Annotated in this window: 14 protein-coding genes and 1 tRNA gene; 4 read left to right on the top strand and 11 right to left on the bottom strand. The window is 67.1% G+C overall.

All coding sequences use genetic code 11. From position 1 onward, the window contains the following. Window positions 1-204: 204 nt before the first annotated feature. The 8 genes from rseP to rpsB all read right to left on the bottom strand — a co-directional run bounded on the left by rseP (window position 205) and on the right by rpsB (window position 7552). Window positions 205-1575 carry an RIP metalloprotease RseP gene (gene rseP, locus BLS74_RS21930; protein WP_093109253.1) on the bottom strand — a complete coding sequence of 457 codons (1371 nt, stop codon included), beginning with the start codon at window positions 1573-1575 and terminating at the stop codon, window positions 205-207. A 23-nt stretch (window positions 1576-1598) separates the two neighbouring features. Continuing rightward, window positions 1599-2786: a 1-deoxy-D-xylulose-5-phosphate reductoisomerase gene (gene ispC, locus BLS74_RS21925; protein WP_093109252.1), complete on the bottom strand. Its 1188-nt coding sequence runs from the start codon at window positions 2784-2786 to the stop codon at window positions 1599-1601. Next, the gene (locus BLS74_RS21920; RefSeq protein WP_093109251.1) at window positions 2786-3631 is read right to left on the bottom strand and encodes a phosphatidate cytidylyltransferase; all 846 of its coding nucleotides are present in this window, start codon (window positions 3629-3631) and stop codon (window positions 2786-2788) included. Before BLS74_RS21920 ends, ispC begins: the two co-directional genes overlap by 1 nt. A gap of 4 nt (window positions 3632-3635) precedes the next feature. Further along, entirely contained in the window at window positions 3636-4370 is a 735-nt protein-coding gene (gene uppS, locus BLS74_RS21915) for a polyprenyl diphosphate synthase (RefSeq protein ID WP_093109250.1), read from the bottom strand. Then, window positions 4370-4930 (bottom strand): ribosome recycling factor, encoded by a 561-nt coding sequence (gene frr, locus BLS74_RS21910; protein WP_093109249.1) that lies wholly within the window; start codon window positions 4928-4930, stop codon window positions 4370-4372. The genes uppS and frr overlap by 1 nt, the downstream gene beginning before the upstream one ends. Window positions 4931-4944: 14 nt before the next feature. Further along, the gene (pyrH, locus tag BLS74_RS21905) at window positions 4945-5667 is read right to left on the bottom strand and encodes a UMP kinase (protein ID WP_093109248.1); all 723 of its coding nucleotides are present in this window, start codon (window positions 5665-5667) and stop codon (window positions 4945-4947) included. A 93-nt stretch (window positions 5668-5760) separates the two neighbouring features. Then, window positions 5761-6684, bottom strand: coding sequence for a translation elongation factor Ts (gene tsf, locus BLS74_RS21900; protein ID WP_093109247.1), 924 nt, complete (start codon window positions 6682-6684; stop codon window positions 5761-5763). Between the two features lie 112 nt (window positions 6685-6796). Further along, window positions 6797-7552 (bottom strand): 30S ribosomal protein S2, encoded by a 756-nt coding sequence (gene rpsB / locus BLS74_RS21895; protein ID WP_093109246.1) that lies wholly within the window; start codon window positions 7550-7552, stop codon window positions 6797-6799. 183 nt (window positions 7553-7735) lie between these two features. Here rpsB and BLS74_RS21890 point away from each other — a divergent pair, with 183 nt between their 5' ends. From BLS74_RS21890 to BLS74_RS21880, 3 genes are read left to right on the top strand one after another with little or no spacing between them, the layout of a single operon-like run. Then, window positions 7736-9067, top strand: coding sequence for an amidase (locus BLS74_RS21890; protein ID WP_093109245.1), 1332 nt, complete (start codon window positions 7736-7738; stop codon window positions 9065-9067). Window positions 9068-9121: 54 nt separating this feature from the next. Beyond that, on the top strand, window positions 9122-10378 hold the full coding sequence (locus tag BLS74_RS21885; protein ID WP_093109244.1) for a D-amino acid dehydrogenase: 1257 nt from the start codon (window positions 9122-9124) through the stop codon (window positions 10376-10378). Window positions 10379-10397: 19 nt separating this feature from the next. Further along, a complete protein-coding gene (locus BLS74_RS21880) occupies window positions 10398-11846 on the top strand; it encodes an NAD(P)H-hydrate dehydratase (RefSeq protein WP_093109243.1) in 1449 nt (482 codons plus the stop codon). Between the two features lie 6 nt (window positions 11847-11852). Here the strand turns inward: BLS74_RS21880 and BLS74_RS21875 are convergent, their stop codons facing one another. Next, window positions 11853-12614 (bottom strand): SDR family oxidoreductase, encoded by a 762-nt coding sequence (locus tag BLS74_RS21875; protein ID WP_093109242.1) that lies wholly within the window; start codon window positions 12612-12614, stop codon window positions 11853-11855. A 13-nt stretch (window positions 12615-12627) separates the two neighbouring features. After that, entirely contained in the window at window positions 12628-14883 is a 2256-nt protein-coding gene (gene rnr / locus BLS74_RS21870) for a ribonuclease R (protein ID WP_170855681.1), read from the bottom strand. A gap of 92 nt (window positions 14884-14975) precedes the next feature. Here rnr and BLS74_RS21865 point away from each other — a divergent pair. Beyond that, window positions 14976-15060: transfer RNA gene (locus BLS74_RS21865), tRNA-Leu, on the top strand. An 82-nt stretch (window positions 15061-15142) separates the two neighbouring features. On the opposite strand, the gene rimO is transcribed toward BLS74_RS21865, so the two are convergent. Continuing rightward, the gene (gene rimO / locus BLS74_RS21860; protein ID WP_093109241.1) at window positions 15143-16549 is read right to left on the bottom strand and encodes a 30S ribosomal protein S12 methylthiotransferase RimO; all 1407 of its coding nucleotides are present in this window, start codon (window positions 16547-16549) and stop codon (window positions 15143-15145) included. Window positions 16550-16559 lie beyond the last annotated feature (10 nt).

Here is a 16559-nt window from a genome sequence, read left to right as displayed (position 1 = left end):
GCGGCAGCGAGGCGAAGATGGTGCCGGGCTCCACGCGTTGCAGGCCTTCGACCCGGATGTCGCGTACCGTGAAGGGCTCGACGGCCCAGGCGGCCGTGGCGGCGAGTGCACTGGCGACCACCGCGGCAACGCTGCGCAGGCGAAAGCGACTGAATTTATTGTTCATCTGTGAATTGAGCCGGCGCGGAAAGGGCCAGCAGAAAGTTAACCAAAGAGTCGAGTCACATCGTTGAAGAGTGCGATCGACATCATGACCAGCAGCAACGCGACACCCCCGCGTTGGAACCGTTCCATCCATGCATCGGAGACGCTCTTGCCGGTCAGGCCCTCCCAAAGATAATACATCAGGTGCCCCCCATCGAGGACCGGCAGCGGCATGAGGTTCAACACGCCGAGACTCACGCTGATGAGGGCGAGGAACACCAGGTATTGCGTGAGACCCATGCTGGCGGACTTGCCCGCGTAGTCGGCGATCGTCAGCGGTCCGCTCAGGTTCTTGATCGAGGCTTCGCCGATCAGCATCTTGCCCATCATGCGCACGGTGAGCGTCGACACCTCCCAGGTGCGGACCACGCCGCGCCAGACGCCGTCGACCACGCCCAGCCGCACCGTCACCATCTCGGGTGGCGCACCGACATAGGCACCGACACGGCCGACCTTGGCCGCAGCTTCGTCGCGCACCTCCGGCGTGACTTCGACGCGGAGCATCTGACCGTCGCGCTCGATCTCCCAGGTCTGCGTGCGCGGCTGGCCACCCTCGACCGAGGCGCGGATCACGTCGCGCAATTGCTGGCCGTCGACGATGGCCGTGCTGCCGACCGAGCGCACCACATCGCCGCGGCGCAGGCCCGAGCGCTCCGCCGCGCCGCCTGCCATCACCTCGCCGATCTCGGGGCGCGTCAGCGGTGCGACGACGCCGATCTTGCGGAACATCTGCGCATCGGCATCCTTGGCCTCGATGCGGCTCAACGGCAGCACGATCTCGCGCGCAGGCCGCGCGCCCTCCCCTGCGATCTCGAGCGTCAGATCGCGGCCGTCGAGCGCTCCGCGCGTCATGCGCCAGCGCAGGTCTTCAAAGGACTGCACAGGCTCCAGGTCGCCGTCGAAGCCGGCGCGCGCGACGTGCTCGCCGCCGCGCAAACCGGCCTGCTCGGCCAGCGAAGCGGCCACCGGCTGGCCCAGCTTCGCGACAGGCTCTTCGACGCCGATCCAGTTGACCGCGGTGTAGAGCACGACGGCCAGCAGGAGATTCGCGATCGGACCGGCGGCGACGATGGCAGCGCGCGAACGCAGCGGCTGGGTGTTGAAGGCGCGGTGCCGCTCTTCGGGCGCCACGGGCCCTTCGCGTTCGTCGAGCATCTTCACGTAGCCGCCGAGCGGGAACGCGGCGATCACGAACTCCGTGTCCTGCCCCGGGTGCTGGCGCTTGGGCTGCCAGCGATACAGCGTCTTGCCGAAGCCGACCGAAAAGCGCAGCACCTTGACCCCGCATGCAACCGCCACCCGATAGTGGCCGTACTCGTGCACCGCGATCAGCAAGCCGAGCGCGACGATGAAGGCAACGACTGTGAGCATGGAGACCCCCGGGTATGGAAAAGTCAGGCTGCGAAGCGTAGCGCTGCGGCGTTGGCAGCAGCCCGGGCGCTGGCATCCAGTGCCAGCAGGTCGGCCAGCGATGCTGGGTTGGAGGGCTGCACCGCATCCAAAGTTTCCAGGTTCACCGCATGGATACGATCGAAGCGCAAGCGGTGATGCAGGAATGCTTCGACCGCCACCTCGTTGGCCGCATTGAGCACAGCGGTCGTGCCCGGCGCTGCCCGCAACGCCTGCCATGCGAGTCCCAGGCCGGGAAAGAGCTGGACATCGGGCGCATCGAAAGTCAGCGCCGCCATCTGCCGGAAATCGAGCCGGGCGGCACCGCTTTGGATGCGCTCGGGCCAGGCCAGCCCGACGGCGATGGGCACCCGCATGTCGGGCGTGCCGAGCTGCGCGATCACCGAGGCGTCGGTGAATTGCACCATCGAATGCACCACGCTCTGCGGGTGGATCACGACCTCGATCTGCTCGGGCGCCACGCCGAACAGGTGGCGCGCCTCGATCACCTCGAGGGCCTTGTTCATCATGGTGGCGGAATCCACCGAGATCTTGCGGCCCATGACCCAGTTCGGGTGCGCGCAGGCCTGCTCGGGCGTCACGGCACCGAGCGTGTCCGGCGAGCGCGTGCGGAACGGGCCGCCGGAGGCAGTCAGGATGATCTTGTCAATGCGCCGCGGCCAGGTGGCCGGGTCTTCCGGCAGCGACTGGAAGATCGCCGAGTGCTCGCTGTCGATGGGCAGCAGCGTCGCCCCGCCCTCGCGCACCGTGCGCATGAACAGCTCGCCACCGACCACCAGGGCCTCCTTGTTGGCGAGCAGCAGCCGCTTGCCGGCGCGAGCGGCTGCGAGGCAGGGCCCGAGTCCGGCCGCGCCGACGATGGCGGCCATCACGGCATCGCATTCCTCGTGCGAGGCGATCGTCTCGATGGCGTCCGCTCCCTGGAGCACGCGCGTGGACAGGCCGCTCTGTTTCAGCTTTTCAGCCAGCAGCCGGGCATGCGGCGGGCTCGCCATGACCGCAAACTTCGGCGAGAACTGCACGCACTGGGCCAGCAGCTCGTCGACCTTGGTTGCAGCCGACAGCGCGAACACCTCGAAGCGCTCGGGATGCCGGGCGATCACGTCGAGCGTACTGACGCCGACCGAGCCGGTCGAACCGAGCACCGTGATGCGTTGCCTAGGGTATGTCATCACAAGAAGGCCAACATCATGGCAATAGGAAGCGTCGGCAGCAAGGCATCGACGCGGTCGAGCACGCCGCCGTGGCCCGGCAGCAGGGTGCTGCTGTCCTTGGCGCCCGCGCTGCGCTTGATCAGCGACTCGACCAGATCGCCCACCACGCTCATCGCCGCCAGAAAGACCACACCGACCAGCAGCAGCCACCATCCGCGCTCGGCCAGCCGCGTGTAGAGGCTGGCCACCGCAGGCTGGGCGGCCGCGTCGGCCCAGACCCAGGCCAGGGCCAGAACCAGGACGCCGGCCATGCCGCCCCAGACACCCTCCCAGCTCTTGCCGGGACTGATGGCCGGCGCGAGCTTGTTGCGCGTGAACCTGAGTCCGAATGCGCGCCCCGCGAAGTACGCAAAGATGTCGGCCACCCACACCAGCACGAGGATCGACAGCAGGAAGTTGATGCCGACCATCCGTGCCTTGACCGCGGCCAGCCACGCGACCCAAAGCACCAGCAGCCCGCCGACCAGGCGCAGACCCCTCGGCACGCGCGGCCAGCCGGGCACTGCGACGCGCAGCAGCGCAGCCCCGCCGAGCACCCAGGCGGCGCTGGCGAAGATCCAGACAGGCAGCAGCGACTGATCGAGCAGCCCCAACCACCAGGACAGCGCGCAAAGCACGAGCGTCTCCAGCCCCAGGAACAGCGACACACTCGACCCGTAGCCGTTGAGCCGCCCCCACTCCCAGGCCGCGGCTGCGATCAGCGCCAGCATCACGCAGGCAAAGGGCACATGCGACGGATAGAAAAGCGCCGGCAGCAGGATCGCCAGCAGGACGATCGCAGTGATGATGCGTTGTTTGAGCATTCGCTCAGGCTGCCTGCGGATCGCGCCATGCGTTGCCCGCGACCTGCGCGGAAGTCTGGCCGAAGCGGCGCTCGCGGCGCTGGAAGGCAGCGATGGCTTCGTCGAGGGCGGCCTCGTCGAACTCGGGCCAGAGGCGGTCGCTGAAGAACAGCTCGGCATAGGCGCTCTGCCACAGCAGGAAATTCGACAGCCGCTGCTCGCCGCCGGTACGGATGAACAGATCGGGGTCGGGCACGTGCGACAGCGCCATCGCCGCATCGAGGTTGGCCTCGGTCAGCGGCTCGCCGCGCGCGGCAAGCTGGGCCGCTGCGCGGGCGATATCCCAGCGGCCGCCGTAGTTGAAGCAGACGTTGAGCACCAGCCGGGTATTGTGGGCCGTCGCTGCCTCCGCCTGCAGCAGGCCGGCGGCGATTTTCTCGGACAGGCCGCCGCGCTCGCCGATGAAATGCAGCCGTACGCCGTCATGGCTCAACTTCGGTACTTCGCGGCCAAGCGCACCGACCATCAGGTCCATCAGCCCGGACACTTCCTCGACGGGACGGTTCCAGTTCTCGGAGGAGAAGGCGAACACGGTGAGAACCGCGACGCCGCGGTCGACGCAGGCCTTGACGCAACGGCGCAAGGATTCGACGCCCTGCTTGTGCCCCGCGACGCGCGGCAGAAAGCGGCGCGTGGCCCAGCGGCCATTGCCATCCATGACGATGGCAATGTGGTGGGGCATGGCAGGTGATGTCGTCATCAGACGGCCATGATCTCCGCTTCCTTGGCCGCCACCAGCCGGTCGATCTCGCCGATGTGGCGATCGGTCACCTTCTGGATCTCGGCCTCGGCCCGCTTCTGATCGTCTTCGGATGCCAGCTTGTCCTTGACCAGCTTCTTGATCGCATCATTGGCGTCCCGGCGCAGGTTGCGGGTCGCGATCTTGGCGGTCTCGCCCTCGTTGCGCACCAGCTTGGTCATTTCCTTGCGGCGCTCTTCGCTCATCGGCGGCAGCGGCACGCGGATCAGGTCACCCATCGACGCGGGATTCAGGCCCAGATCGCTTTCGCGAATGGCCTTTTCGATCTTGGCGCCCATGCCCTTTTCCCAGGGCTGGACGCTGATGGTGCGCGAATCGAGCAGCGAAACGTTCGCCACCTGAGACAGCGGCACCGAGGAGCCGTAGTAATCGACGTGGACCGAGTCCAGCAGCGCGGGATTGGCACGGCCGGTGCGGATCTTGGTCAGGTTGTTCTGGAATGCGGCGAGCGACTGATTCATCTTGGCGTCGGTCGCATCGCGGATTTCGGCAATGGTCATCTTCTTGGTCCTCTTCAGGCATGCACCAGCGTGCCTTCGTCCTCGCCCATCACGACGCGCTTGAGCGCACCGTTCTTGAAGATCGAGAACACCTTGATCGGCAGGTTCTGGTCGCGGCACAGCGCGAAGGCCGTGGCGTCCATGATGCCGAGATTCTGCGCGATGGCTTCGTCGAAGCTCAAGCGGGCGTAGCGTGTCGCGCTCAGGTCCTTCTTGGGGTCTGCGGTATAGACGCCGTCGACCTTGGTTGCCTTGAGCACCAGCTCCGCGCCGATCTCGGCGCCGCGCAGCGCCGCAGCCGTGTCGGTCGTGAAGAAGGGGTTGCCGGTGCCGGCCGCAAAAATCACGACCTTGCCCTCTTCGAGGTACTGCAGCGCCTTGGGGCGAACGTAGGGCTCCACGACCTGCTCGATCGCGATGGCCGACATCACGCGGGCGATCAAGCCCTGCTTGTTCATCGCGTCGGCCAGCGCCAGCGCGTTCATGACGGTCGCCAGCATGCCCATGTAGTCGGCCGTGGCGCGATCCATGCCCACCGAGCCGCCGGCGACGCCGCGGAAGATGTTGCCGCCGCCGATCACGACGGCAACCTCGACGCCCATGTTCACCACCTCGGCCACTTCGCCGACCATGCGCACGATGGTCGCCCGGTTGATGCCGAAGGCGTCGTCACCCATCAATGCCTCGCCCGACAGCTTCAACAAGATTCGCTTGTGGGCTGGTCGGGCGTCGGACATGGGTGGGTTCCTTTGGAGTTGGCGGGGCGAGTGTAAAACGTGATTGCGAAAAAGCGGCAGCGCGCGGTGCGCGCCGTCGCCTGGGGGCGGCACTCAGGCTGCCGCTTTGGCCGCAGCGACCTGCGCCGCCACTTCGGCCGCGAAGTCGTCGACCTTCTTCTCGATGCCTTCGCCGACCACATAGAGCGTGAAGCCCTTGATCGAGGTGTTCGCCGCCTTGAGCATCTGCTCCACGGTCTGCTTGTCGTTCTTCACGAAAGCCTGGTTGTGCAGCGAGACTTCCTTCAGGTACTTCTGAACCCCGCCTTCGATGCGCTTGGTCACGATGTCGGCCGGCTGCGGCTTCTTGCCTTCGGCTTCGGCAGCCTTGCGGTCTTCCTCGGCCTTGCCGGCGGCGACCGCACGCTCTTTCTCGATCAGATCGGCCGGCACGTCGGCGCTGGAGATGGCCACCGGCTTCATCGCGGCGATGTGCATCGCAACGTCCTTGGCCGAGGTGTCGTCGCCCTCGAACTCGACCATCACGCCGATGCGCGTGCCGTGCAGGTACGAGGCCAGCTTGCCGTTGCCGGCGAAGCGCTTGAAGCGGCGGAAGCTCATGTTCTCGCCGATCTTGCCGACCAGGCCCTTGCGCACGTCTTCCAGCGTCGGGCCGAAGCCGTCCTGCTCGTAGGGCAGCGCACCCAGCGCAGCCAGGTCGGCCGGGTTGTGCTTGGCGACCAGCATCGCCGCGGCATTGGCCATGGCCAGGAAGCTGTCGTTCTTGGTGACGAAGTCGGTTTCGCAGTTGATCTCGATCATGGCGCCGGCGTCGCCTTCGACGAAAGCCGTGACCACGCCTTCGGCGGTGATGCGGCCCGAGGCCTTGCCGGCCTTGTTGCCGAGCTTGATGCGCAGCAGCTCTTCGGCCTTGTCCATGTTGCCGTCGGCCTCGGTCAGCGCCTTCTTGCACTCCATCATCGGGGCGTCGGTCTTTGCGCGCAGTTCGCCGACCATGCTTGCGGTGATTGTTGCCATGTCGTTTCTCCGTTCGGTTTGTCAGTTGCGGCGGCCCGCACCGGGCGCCGCGAAAATCAAGTTAAAAAAAAGGGGCAACAAAGCCCCTTCTTCAGGCTCGGGCGAGCGCCGATCAGGCGGAAGCGCCCTCTTCGACTTCGACGAATTCATCGCCGCCGCCTTCGGCCACGGCCTTCACCACGTCGCTGACCGCGCTGGCGCGGCCCTCGATGATCGCGTCGGCGATGCCGCGGGCGTACAGCGTGACGGCCTTGGACGAGTCGTCATTGCCCGGGATCACGTAGTCGATGCCTTCAGGCGAGTGGTTGGAATCGACCACGCCGATCAGCGGGATGCCGAGCTTCTTGGCTTCGGCCACGGCGATCTTGTGGAAGCCCACGTCGATCACGAAGATGGCGTCGGGGAGCGCAGCCATGTCCTGGATGCCGCCGATGTCCTTCTCGAGCTTCTCGATCTCGCGGGTGAAGGTGAGCTGTTCTTTCTTGCTCAGGCTGTCGAGGCCGGCTTCCTGCTGGGCCTTCATGTCCTTCAGGCGCTTGATCGAGGTCTTGACGGTCTTGAAGTTGGTCAGCATGCCGCCGAGCCAGCGGGTGTCGACAAAGGGCACGCCGGCGCGGCGCGCTTCGGCCGCCACGATCTCGCGGGCCTGGCGCTTGGTGCCGACCATCAGGATGGTGCCGCGGTTGGCGGTGAGCTGTTTGGCGTACTTCATCGCTTCCTGGAACATCGGAAGCGACTTTTCCAGGTTGATGATGTGAATCTTGTTGCGATGGCCGAAGATGTACGGGGCCATCTTGGGGTTCCAGAAGCGCGTTTGGTGACCGAAATGGACACCGGCTTCCAGCATTTCGCGCATGGTCGTCGACATAGAAATAACTCCAAAGGTTGGGTCTAAAATCCAGCCCGTTTTGCGCTCCTCCGAAAGAGGCTCACAACACCTTGAATGGGCTGGTTTGCGGATGCATCTCGCCTCGGGAAAATGCCCATGGCGAAACCCAAAGAGTATAGCACGCACCTCCCCATCGCCCTCTCTCTATAGCCACCCTCACCCATGCGCCCTGACCTGCACGCCACCCGCCTCGCCCTGCTGGCGGGCGCTTCCGATGCGCGCACCGAAATGGAGCATTCGATTGCGCAGGCCCAGTCTCCGGGCTGCCGGCACGTTTTCACGCGCACCCTGTTCGACGAGGCGCGCCACGCCGCCGCGTCCGCGAGCCTGCAGCAACGCCTGGCCGGCCTGGCCTTTTCCGTCAAGGACTTGTTCGACCTGGCTGGCCAGCCGACGCCGGCCGGCTCGATCGTGCTGTCCCATGCGGTGGCAGCCAAGGCGGATGCCCCCGCGGTCGCGCGCCTGCGCGCCGCCGGCGGCGCACTCGTCGGCCGAACCAACATGACCGAGTTCGCCTTCTCGGGCGTGGGCATCAATCCGCACCATGGCACGCCCGCCAACGCGAGCGATGCCGCCACGCCGCGTATTCCAGGCGGCTCGTCCTCGGGAGCGGCGGTTTCGGTGGCGAGCGGCGCGGTCTTCATCGGGCTGGGCTCCGACACCGGCGGCTCGATCCGCATCCCGGCCGCGCTCAACGGCATCGTCGGCTTCAAGAACACGGCGCGGCTGGTGCCGGCAGACGGCGCCCTGCCGCTGTCGACCACGCTCGACACCGTCTGCGCCATGACGCGCTCGGTGCGAGACGCGATCACCGCGCATGAGATCCTCGCCGCCCGGCGCGTCACCGCCGGCACGGCACCGCTGTCCGCCTACCGGCTGGCGGTGGTCAAGGATCTCTTCTTCGACGAGATCGAGCCCGCGGTGGCAAGCGCCTTCGAACGGACGCTGCGGACGCTGCGCGCAGCCGGCGCCCGCATCGACGAGATCGCGCTGCCCGAACTGGCCGATCTGCGCTCGATCAATGCCACCGGCGGCTTCTCTGCGGCCGAAGCCTATGCCTGGCACCGCCTGCTGCTGGAGCGCAGCGGCGCCGGCTACGACCCTCGGGTGGCGCAGCGCATCCTCAAGGGCGCGACCATGAAGGCGCACGAGTACATCGACCTGGTCCACGCGCGCCGGGACTGGATCGCCCGCATGGAACGGGCGCTCGCGCCCTTCGACGCACTGCTCTCGCCCACCGTGCCGATCACCGCGCCGGCCATCGCCAGCGTGGCGCCCGGCGAAGAACGCGACGAGGCCTTTTTCCGCATCAACGCGCTGCTGCTGCGCAACCCGTCGGTCGTCAACATGCTCGACGGCTGCGCGATCTCGCTGCCTTGCCACGTCGAGGGCGAACTGCCCGTCGGCCTCATGCTTTGGCATGGCGCCCTACACGACGACGCGCTGCTCGCGATCGCGTTGCAGACCGAACGCGAGTTACAACAGCAGCACTAGCGGCCGCGCGCCTCGCAGGCAGGCACCGGCACATACTTCACCGCAAAGAATCGAATGAAAATCGCGATCGTGGGCGCCGGAATCATCGGCGTCACCACAGCCTGGGAGCTGGCGTCGGACGGGCACGAAGTGGTCGTGTTCGAGCGCCGCGGCGCCGCCGCGGAGGAATCCAGTTTTGCCAATGCCGGCGTAGTCGCACCCGGCTATGTCACGCCCTGGGCCGGCCCGGGCATGCGCGGCAAGGTGCTTCGCTCGCTGCTCTCCACGCACGGCGCCATCAAGCTGCGCTGGCCGCTGTCGCGGCGCGACCTGTCCTGGATGGCGCACTGGCAGCGCGCCTGCAAGCTCGAAACCTACTTGAGCAACCGCGCGCGCATGCAGCGCCTGGCCTTCTACAGTCGCACGCGGCTGCACGAGATCACCGAGGCCCGCGAGCTCAGCTACGAGCGCGCCGACGGCTACCTGGTGCTGCTGCGTTCCAAGCGCGAGAAGAAGCTCGTGCAGGCCGGCCTGGAGGTGCTGCGCGCGGCGGGCAGCAGCTTCCGCGAGGTGGATGCGGACGAGGCCCGCAAGATCGAGCCCGCGCTCAGCGCCGACACCCCGCTCGCCGGCGCCATTCACCTGCCCGAGGACGAGGTCGCCAATTGCCGGCAGTTCGCACTGCTGCTCAAGTGGGAGGCCGAGGCGCTGGGCGCCCAGTTTCATTTCAACTGCGACCTCGCGCCGCTGAAGCGCGCGGCGCCGACCGAGCTCTCGCTGGCGAGCGGCTCGGAGGGCCATCGCTTCGACGCGGTCGTGGTGTGCGCCGGCGTGGCTTCGGCCAACCTGCTGCGGCCGCTAGGCCTGCGCATTCCGCTCGCGCCGGTCTACGGCCATTCGATCAGCGCCAACATCCGCGAACCGCTCAACGCTCCGCGCAGCGCCGTGATGGACGAGCGCTACAAGGTGGCGATCTCCCGCCTCGGCCTGCGCGTGCGGGTGGCCGGAAGCGCCGAACTCGGCGGTTCGCTCGACGCGATGCACCCCACCGCACTGCAGACGCTCTACAAGGTGCTGCAGGACTGGTTTCCGGGTGCCGTCACCCTGCAGGCCGGCGTCCAGCAATGGAAAGGGGCACGGCCGATGCTGCCGGACGGTCCGCCCATCATCGGCCCGAGCGGTATACCCGGCGTGTGGCTCAATCTCGGCCATGGTTCGAGCGGCTGGGCCTTGTCGTGCGGCAGCGCGCGCGTTCTGGCGGACATGATGGGCGGCCGGGACGCTGGTGTCGACCTCGAAGGCTTGGGAATCGAACGCCTGCTGCAACACTGAAGGCGAAGCGTCCACGGCCATGCAGCGCATTACTGCCGCCACCACCGCCGACCTGTTCGACGTCGCCGCCTCGCGCCGGATAGAACTAGCGGCCGCGGCTGTGCTGCCGCCGCACACGCTGATGCAGCGCGCGGGGTTGGCGGTCGCACGCCTGGCCATGGCGATGGCGCCCCACGCGCGCACGATCTGGGTCGCCTGCGGGCCTGGCAACAACGGCGGCGATGGCTTCGAAGCGGCAGCGCAGCTGCAGCAACGCGGCTTCACGGCGGTCGTTACACGGATCGGCGACGACAGCCGGCTGCCGGCCGACGCGCGCGCTTCGCTGCAACGTGCGCGCGATGCCGGCGTGCGCTTCGCGGATGCGCCGCCGCAGCACGCCGAGCTCGCCATCGATGCGCTGCTGGGGATCGGGGCCGCGCGCCCGCCCAAAGGCTTGATGGCCGACTGGCTGCGGCGCATGCACACCGGCCCCGCGGCCGTGCTCAGCGTCGATACGCCCTCGGGCCTGAATGCAGACACCGGCATGCTGTCGATGGATTTCCCCGTGCCTTCCACTGCCGTCCGGCGCGCCTGCCTGAGCCTGCTGACGCTCAAGCCAGGCCCCTTCACGGCCCAGGGTCGCGATGCAGCCGGCGATGTGTGGTTCGACGACCTGGGCATCGCGCCGGCTGCCGAGCGCGCCACCGCCCGCTTGGCCGGCGCGCCGCCCGAACAGCCGCGACGGCACGCTTCACACAAGGGAAGCTACGGCGACGTGGCGGTGATCGGCGGCGCGCCCGGCATGGCCGGCGCCGCACTGCTGGCGGCTTCCGCAGCCTTGAACGCCGGCGCCGGACGCGTGTTCGTCGCCCCACTCGACACCCAGCTCGCCATGCTCGACGCCGTGCAGCCAGAGCTGATGTTCCGGCGTCCTGAAGCGCTGGAACTGAGCGCCATGACGGTCGTTTGCGGCTGCGGCGGCGGCTCGGCGGTACGCGATCTTCTAGCGCGAGTGATGGAGACGGCCCATGCGCTGGTGCTCGATGCCGACGCGCTCAATGCCATCGCAGTCGAAGACGCCTTGCAGACCCTGCTCGTTGCACGCACGCAGGCAGCCCGTGCGACGGTGCTCACGCCGCATCCTCTGGAGGCCGCGCGACTGTTGAATGTGAACGCGATCGAAGTGCAAGGCGACCGACTGCGTGCAGCGCATCGGCTCGTGGAGCGCTTCGGCGCGACGGTCGTCCTCAAGGGCTCGGGCACCATCGTGGCCGCAGCGGGCATCACGCCCGTGATCAACACCACCGGCAATGCCCGGCTCGCCACCGCGGGCACGGGCGACGTGCTGGCCGGCATGATCGGCGCCGCGCTGGCTGCAGGTCGGCCGGCGATGGCCGCGGCCTGCGAGGCGGTATGGCGGCACGGCCACATCGCCGATCGATGGCCTGCCGAAAGCCCCCTCACCGCCAGCGCACTGGCGCGCAGTTGAGCGCGTCTATCCGCGCCCCACGAAGGGCATCTTGGTGGCCATCACCGTGTGGAACAGCACGTTGGCCTCCAAGGGCAGGTTCGCCATGTAGAGCACCGACTGGCCGACGATGGACACGTCCATCACCGGCTCGATCGCGATCTCGCCGTTGGCCTGCGGAACGCCCTTGGCCATGCGCGCGGCCAGCTCGGTCAGCGCATTGCCGACATCGATCTGTCCGACCGCAATGTCGTGCTTGCGCCCGTCGAGCGATGCCGTCTTGGTGAGGCCTTCCACCGCGTGCTTGGTCGCGGTATAGGCGATCGAGTTGGGCCGCGGCGAGGTGGCGGAGATCGAGCCGTTGTTGATGATGCGGCCGCCCCGCGGCGTCTGCGCCTTCATCGTGCGGAAGGCCTGCTGGATGCAATAGAACATCCCGTTCAGGTTGATGTCGACCACGCCTCGCCACTGCTCCGGCGTCCAGTCCTCGAAGGGGCCGGGCGGATTGCCGACGCCCGCGTTGTTGAACAGCAGGTCGACGCGGCCGAAGCGCTCCACCGCGGCAGCGAACAAGGCCTGCACCGACTCCGGATTGGCCACGTCGGTGGGCACCGGGAACGCGCGCGCGCCGGCGCCAGAAGCATCGGCCACATCCTCAAGCGGCTCGAGCCGGCGGCCGGCCAGCACCACGCTCCAGCCGTCGGCCAGCAACGCGAGTGCGGCGGCGCGGCCGATGCCGGTGCCTGCGCCCGTGACGACCGCGATGCGGTTCTTCTTCTCTGTGCTCATCTTCGTTTCTCCTTCAGCGGCGCGGCTTGCGCCCTTTCATCTTGTTGGCCGCCTTCTTGACGGCCGACCGGAAGGCCTGCATGGCCGATTGCGGCGCGGCTGCAGCGACCCGGTCGCCGCGTTCGACGGCGGCCTCGGGCTTCTTGCTGCGCGCACTGCGCTTGGCCGATGCCTTGGCCGGCACGCCGCCGGTGGCGACGCCCTTGTCCTTCATGGCACGCGTGCCCAACTCCTCGCCTTCGCGCACCAGGCGGAAATCGATCTTGCGGCCGTCGAGATCGACGCGGCTCACCTGCACTCGCACCCGCGTGCCGATCGCATAGCGGATGCCCGTGCGCTCGCCGCGCAATTCCTGCCTCTGCTCGTCGAACTTGAAGTATTCGCCGCCGAGTTCGGTGATGTGAACCAGGCCTTCGACGTACATTGCGTCGAGCGTGACGAAGATGCCGAAGGTGGTGGCCGCCGTGACCACGCCGCCGTATTCCTCGCCGAGGTGTTCGCGCATGTACTTGCACTTGAGCCAGGCTTCCACGTCGCGGCTGGCTTCGTCGGCGCGCCGCTCGTTGGCGCTGCAGTGCAGGCCCGCAGCTTCCCACGCCAACACCTCCTTGCTGGGCGCCACAGTGGCCTTCTGCGGTTTGGCCGTGGGCGCCTTCACGCGCAACGCCAGCCGCTTGGCGAGCTTGGCATGCGCCTCGCCCGGCGTCGGCAGCATCGGCAGCTGGTACTTGGTCTTGCCGAGGATGGCCTTGATCACGCGATGCACCAGCAGATCGGGATAACGCCGGATCGGGCTCGTGAAGTGCGTGTAGGCCTCGTAGGCCAAACCGAAATGGCCGCTGTTGATTGGCGTGTAGATGGCCTGCTGCATCGAACGCAGCAGCATGGTGTGGATCTGCTGCGCGTCAGGACGCTCCTTCGTCGCCTCGGCGATGGCCTGGAACTCGCCGGGCTTCGGATCGTCCGTGATCGAAAGCCCGACGCCCATCGCCTTCAGGTAGCCGCGCAGGATCTCCTTCTTCTCGGGGGTCGGTCCTTCGTGCACGCGGTACAGGCCCGGATGCTTGCCTTCGGCGATGAAGTCCGCGCTGCAGACATTGGCGGCCAGCATGGCCTCCTCGATCAGGCGGTGCGCTTCGTTGCGCGTGCGCGGCACGATCTTCTCGATGCGGCCGGCATCGTCGCAAATGATCTGCGTCTCGGTGGTCTCGAAGTCGACCGCGCCGCGCTTCGAACGCTGGTTGAGCAGCGCGCGATAGACGTCGTGCAGGTTCAGCAAGTCCTTCACGCGATCCTTGCGCTTCGCCGCTTCCGGGCCGCGCGTGTTGCCGAGGATGGCGGCCACCTCGGTGTAGGTGAAGCGCGCATGGCTCCACATCACCGCCGGGTAGAACTGATAGGCGTAGATCTCGCCGTCGGCCGCGACCAGCATGTCGCAGACCATGCACAGGCGCTCGACCTCGGGGTTGAGCGAGCACAGCCCGTTCGACAGCTTCTCGGGCAGCATCGGGATCACGCGGCGCGGGAAGTAGACGCTGGTGGCGCGGTCGTAGGCATCGATGTCGATCGCGGAGCCGGTCTGCACATAGGAACTCACATCGGCGATCGCGACCAGCAGGCGCCAGCCCTTGCCGCGGCCCACCTTGGCCGGCTCGCAGTACACCGCATCGTCGAAGTCGCGCGCATCCTCGCCGTCGATGGTGACCAGGGGCACGTCGGTCAGGTCGATGCGGCCCTTCTTGTCGGCCGCTCGCACCTTGTCGGGCAACGCCTTGGCTTCGGCCAGGCAGGCTTCGGAAAACTCGTGCGGCACGCCGTACTTGCGCACCGCGATCTCGATCTCCATGCCGGGGTCGTCGATCTCGCCCAGCACTTCCTTCACGCGGCCGACGGGTTGGCCGAACAACGCCGGCGGCTCGGTCAGTTGCACGACAACCACCTGGCCGACCTTGGCCGTGCCGGTGGCGCCCTTGGGAATCAGAACGTCCTGGCCGTAGCGCTTGTCTTCCGGCGCGACGAGCCAGATGCCGCCTTCATGCAGCAGGCGCCCGATGATCGGCTGCTCGGGCCGCTCGATGATCTCGACCACGCGCCCCTCGGGACGACCGCGGCGGTCCTGGCGCACGACGCGCGCCTTGACGCGGTCCTTGTGCAGCACCGCGCGCATCTCGTTGGGGGGCAGATAGATGTCGGCTTCGCCGTCGTCGCGCTGCACAAAACCGTGGCCATCGCGATGGCCTTGCACCGTGCCTTCAACCTCGTCCAGCAGTCCGCTGGGGTGGCTTAAATTTTTGATATGATCTCTCTCTTTCCTGAAATTCAAAACCTGTTGCGAAGGACTAGTTCCCAAGCAGCATGTGGGCCCAGATGGCGGAATTGGTAGACGCACTAGTTTCAGGTACTAGCGAGTAACATCGTGGAGGTTCGAGTCCTCTTCTGGGCACCAAGTTTAGATAATCCCTCTCGGGGTTCCTCGATTCAAGCCACCGGTTTCCGGTGGCTTTTTTCTTGTCCGTCTGCGGCATCTATTAGACAGGCAGCGCGATCAGGTCGTGGCCCTCGGCGCCGACGATGCGGGCCCGGGTGAATTCGCCGACCTTCAAGGTCTTGCTGATCTTCTCGGGCGGCAGCAGCCGCACGATGCCGTCGATCTCGGGCGCGTCGGCGTAGCTCCGACCCACGCCACCTTTGCGCCCCATGCCGGGCGCCGAATCCACCAGCACCTGCATCGTCGCGCCGATGCGCCTTTGCAGCTTCGCGATCGACACCGCTTCGGCCACTTCCATGAAGCGTGCACGCCGTGCCTCGCGCTCGGCCTCGGGCAGCATGCCCGGAATCTCGTTGGCGGCTGCGCCCTGCACCGGGCTGTAGGCAAAGCAGCCGGCGCGGTCGATCTCCGCCTCGCGGATGAAGTCGAGCAGGTGCTCGAACTCCTTTTCCGTCTCGCCGGGAAAGCCCGCGATGAAGGTACTGCGGATCACGAGCTCGGGACACACCTCGCGCCAGCGCGCGATGCGCTCCAGGTTCTTCTCGCCGCTCGCAGGCCGCTTCATGCGCTTGAGCACGTCGGGATGGCTGTGCTGCAGCGGCACGTCGAGGTAGGGCAGCACCTGGCCGCTCGCCATCAGCGGGATGACTTCGTCGACGCCGGGATACGGATACACATAGTGCAGTCGCACCCAGGCGCCATAGGGCTCGGCGATTTCGCCCAAGGTACGCACCAGTTCGAGCATGCGCGTCTTGACCGGCTTGCCGTCCCAGAAGCCGGTACGGTACTTCACGTCCACGCCATAGGCCGAGGTGTCCTGGCTGATCACCAGCAGTTCCTTGACGCCGCCTTCAAACAACGCCTTGGCTTCGCCCAACACGTCGCCGACCGGCCGCGAGACGAGATCGCCGCGCATCGAGGGAATGATGCAGAAGGTACAGCGGTGATTGCAGCCCTCGCTGATCTTCAGGTATGCATAGTGCCTCGGCGTCAGCTTCAGCCCTGCGATGCCAAAGGCCTGCGGCACCAAGTCGACAAAGGGGTCGTGCGGCTTCGGCAGATTCGCGTGCACCGCATCCATCACCTCCTGCGTCGCATGCGGGCCGGTGACGGCCAGCACACTGGGATGCATCTGGCGCACCAGGTTGCCGCCCTCCTCGCCCGTCTTGGCGCCCAGGCATCCCGTCACGATCACGCGGCCGTTGCCGGCCAGCGCCTCGCCGATGGTGTCGAGGCTCTCCTTGACCGCGTCGTCGATGAAGCCGCAGGTGTTGACGATCACGAGGTCGGCGCCCTCGAAAGTCTTGGAGGTCTGATAGCCCTCGGCGCTCAGTTGGGTGAGGATCAGTTCGGAATCGGTCAGCGCCTTGGGGCAGCCGAGGCTCACGAAGCCGACTTTGGGGGCAGCCGGCGCGGCAATTCGTTCAGGGGAGGCAACTTCGCTCATATCCCCCTAT

It is taken from the genome of Variovorax sp. CF079 (genome assembly GCF_900101545.1).
GTDB lineage: Bacteria > Pseudomonadota > Gammaproteobacteria > Burkholderiales > Burkholderiaceae_C > Variovorax.
Note: the sequence above shows the minus strand (reverse complement) of the source record. Positions and strands in the feature narration are given on the sequence as shown.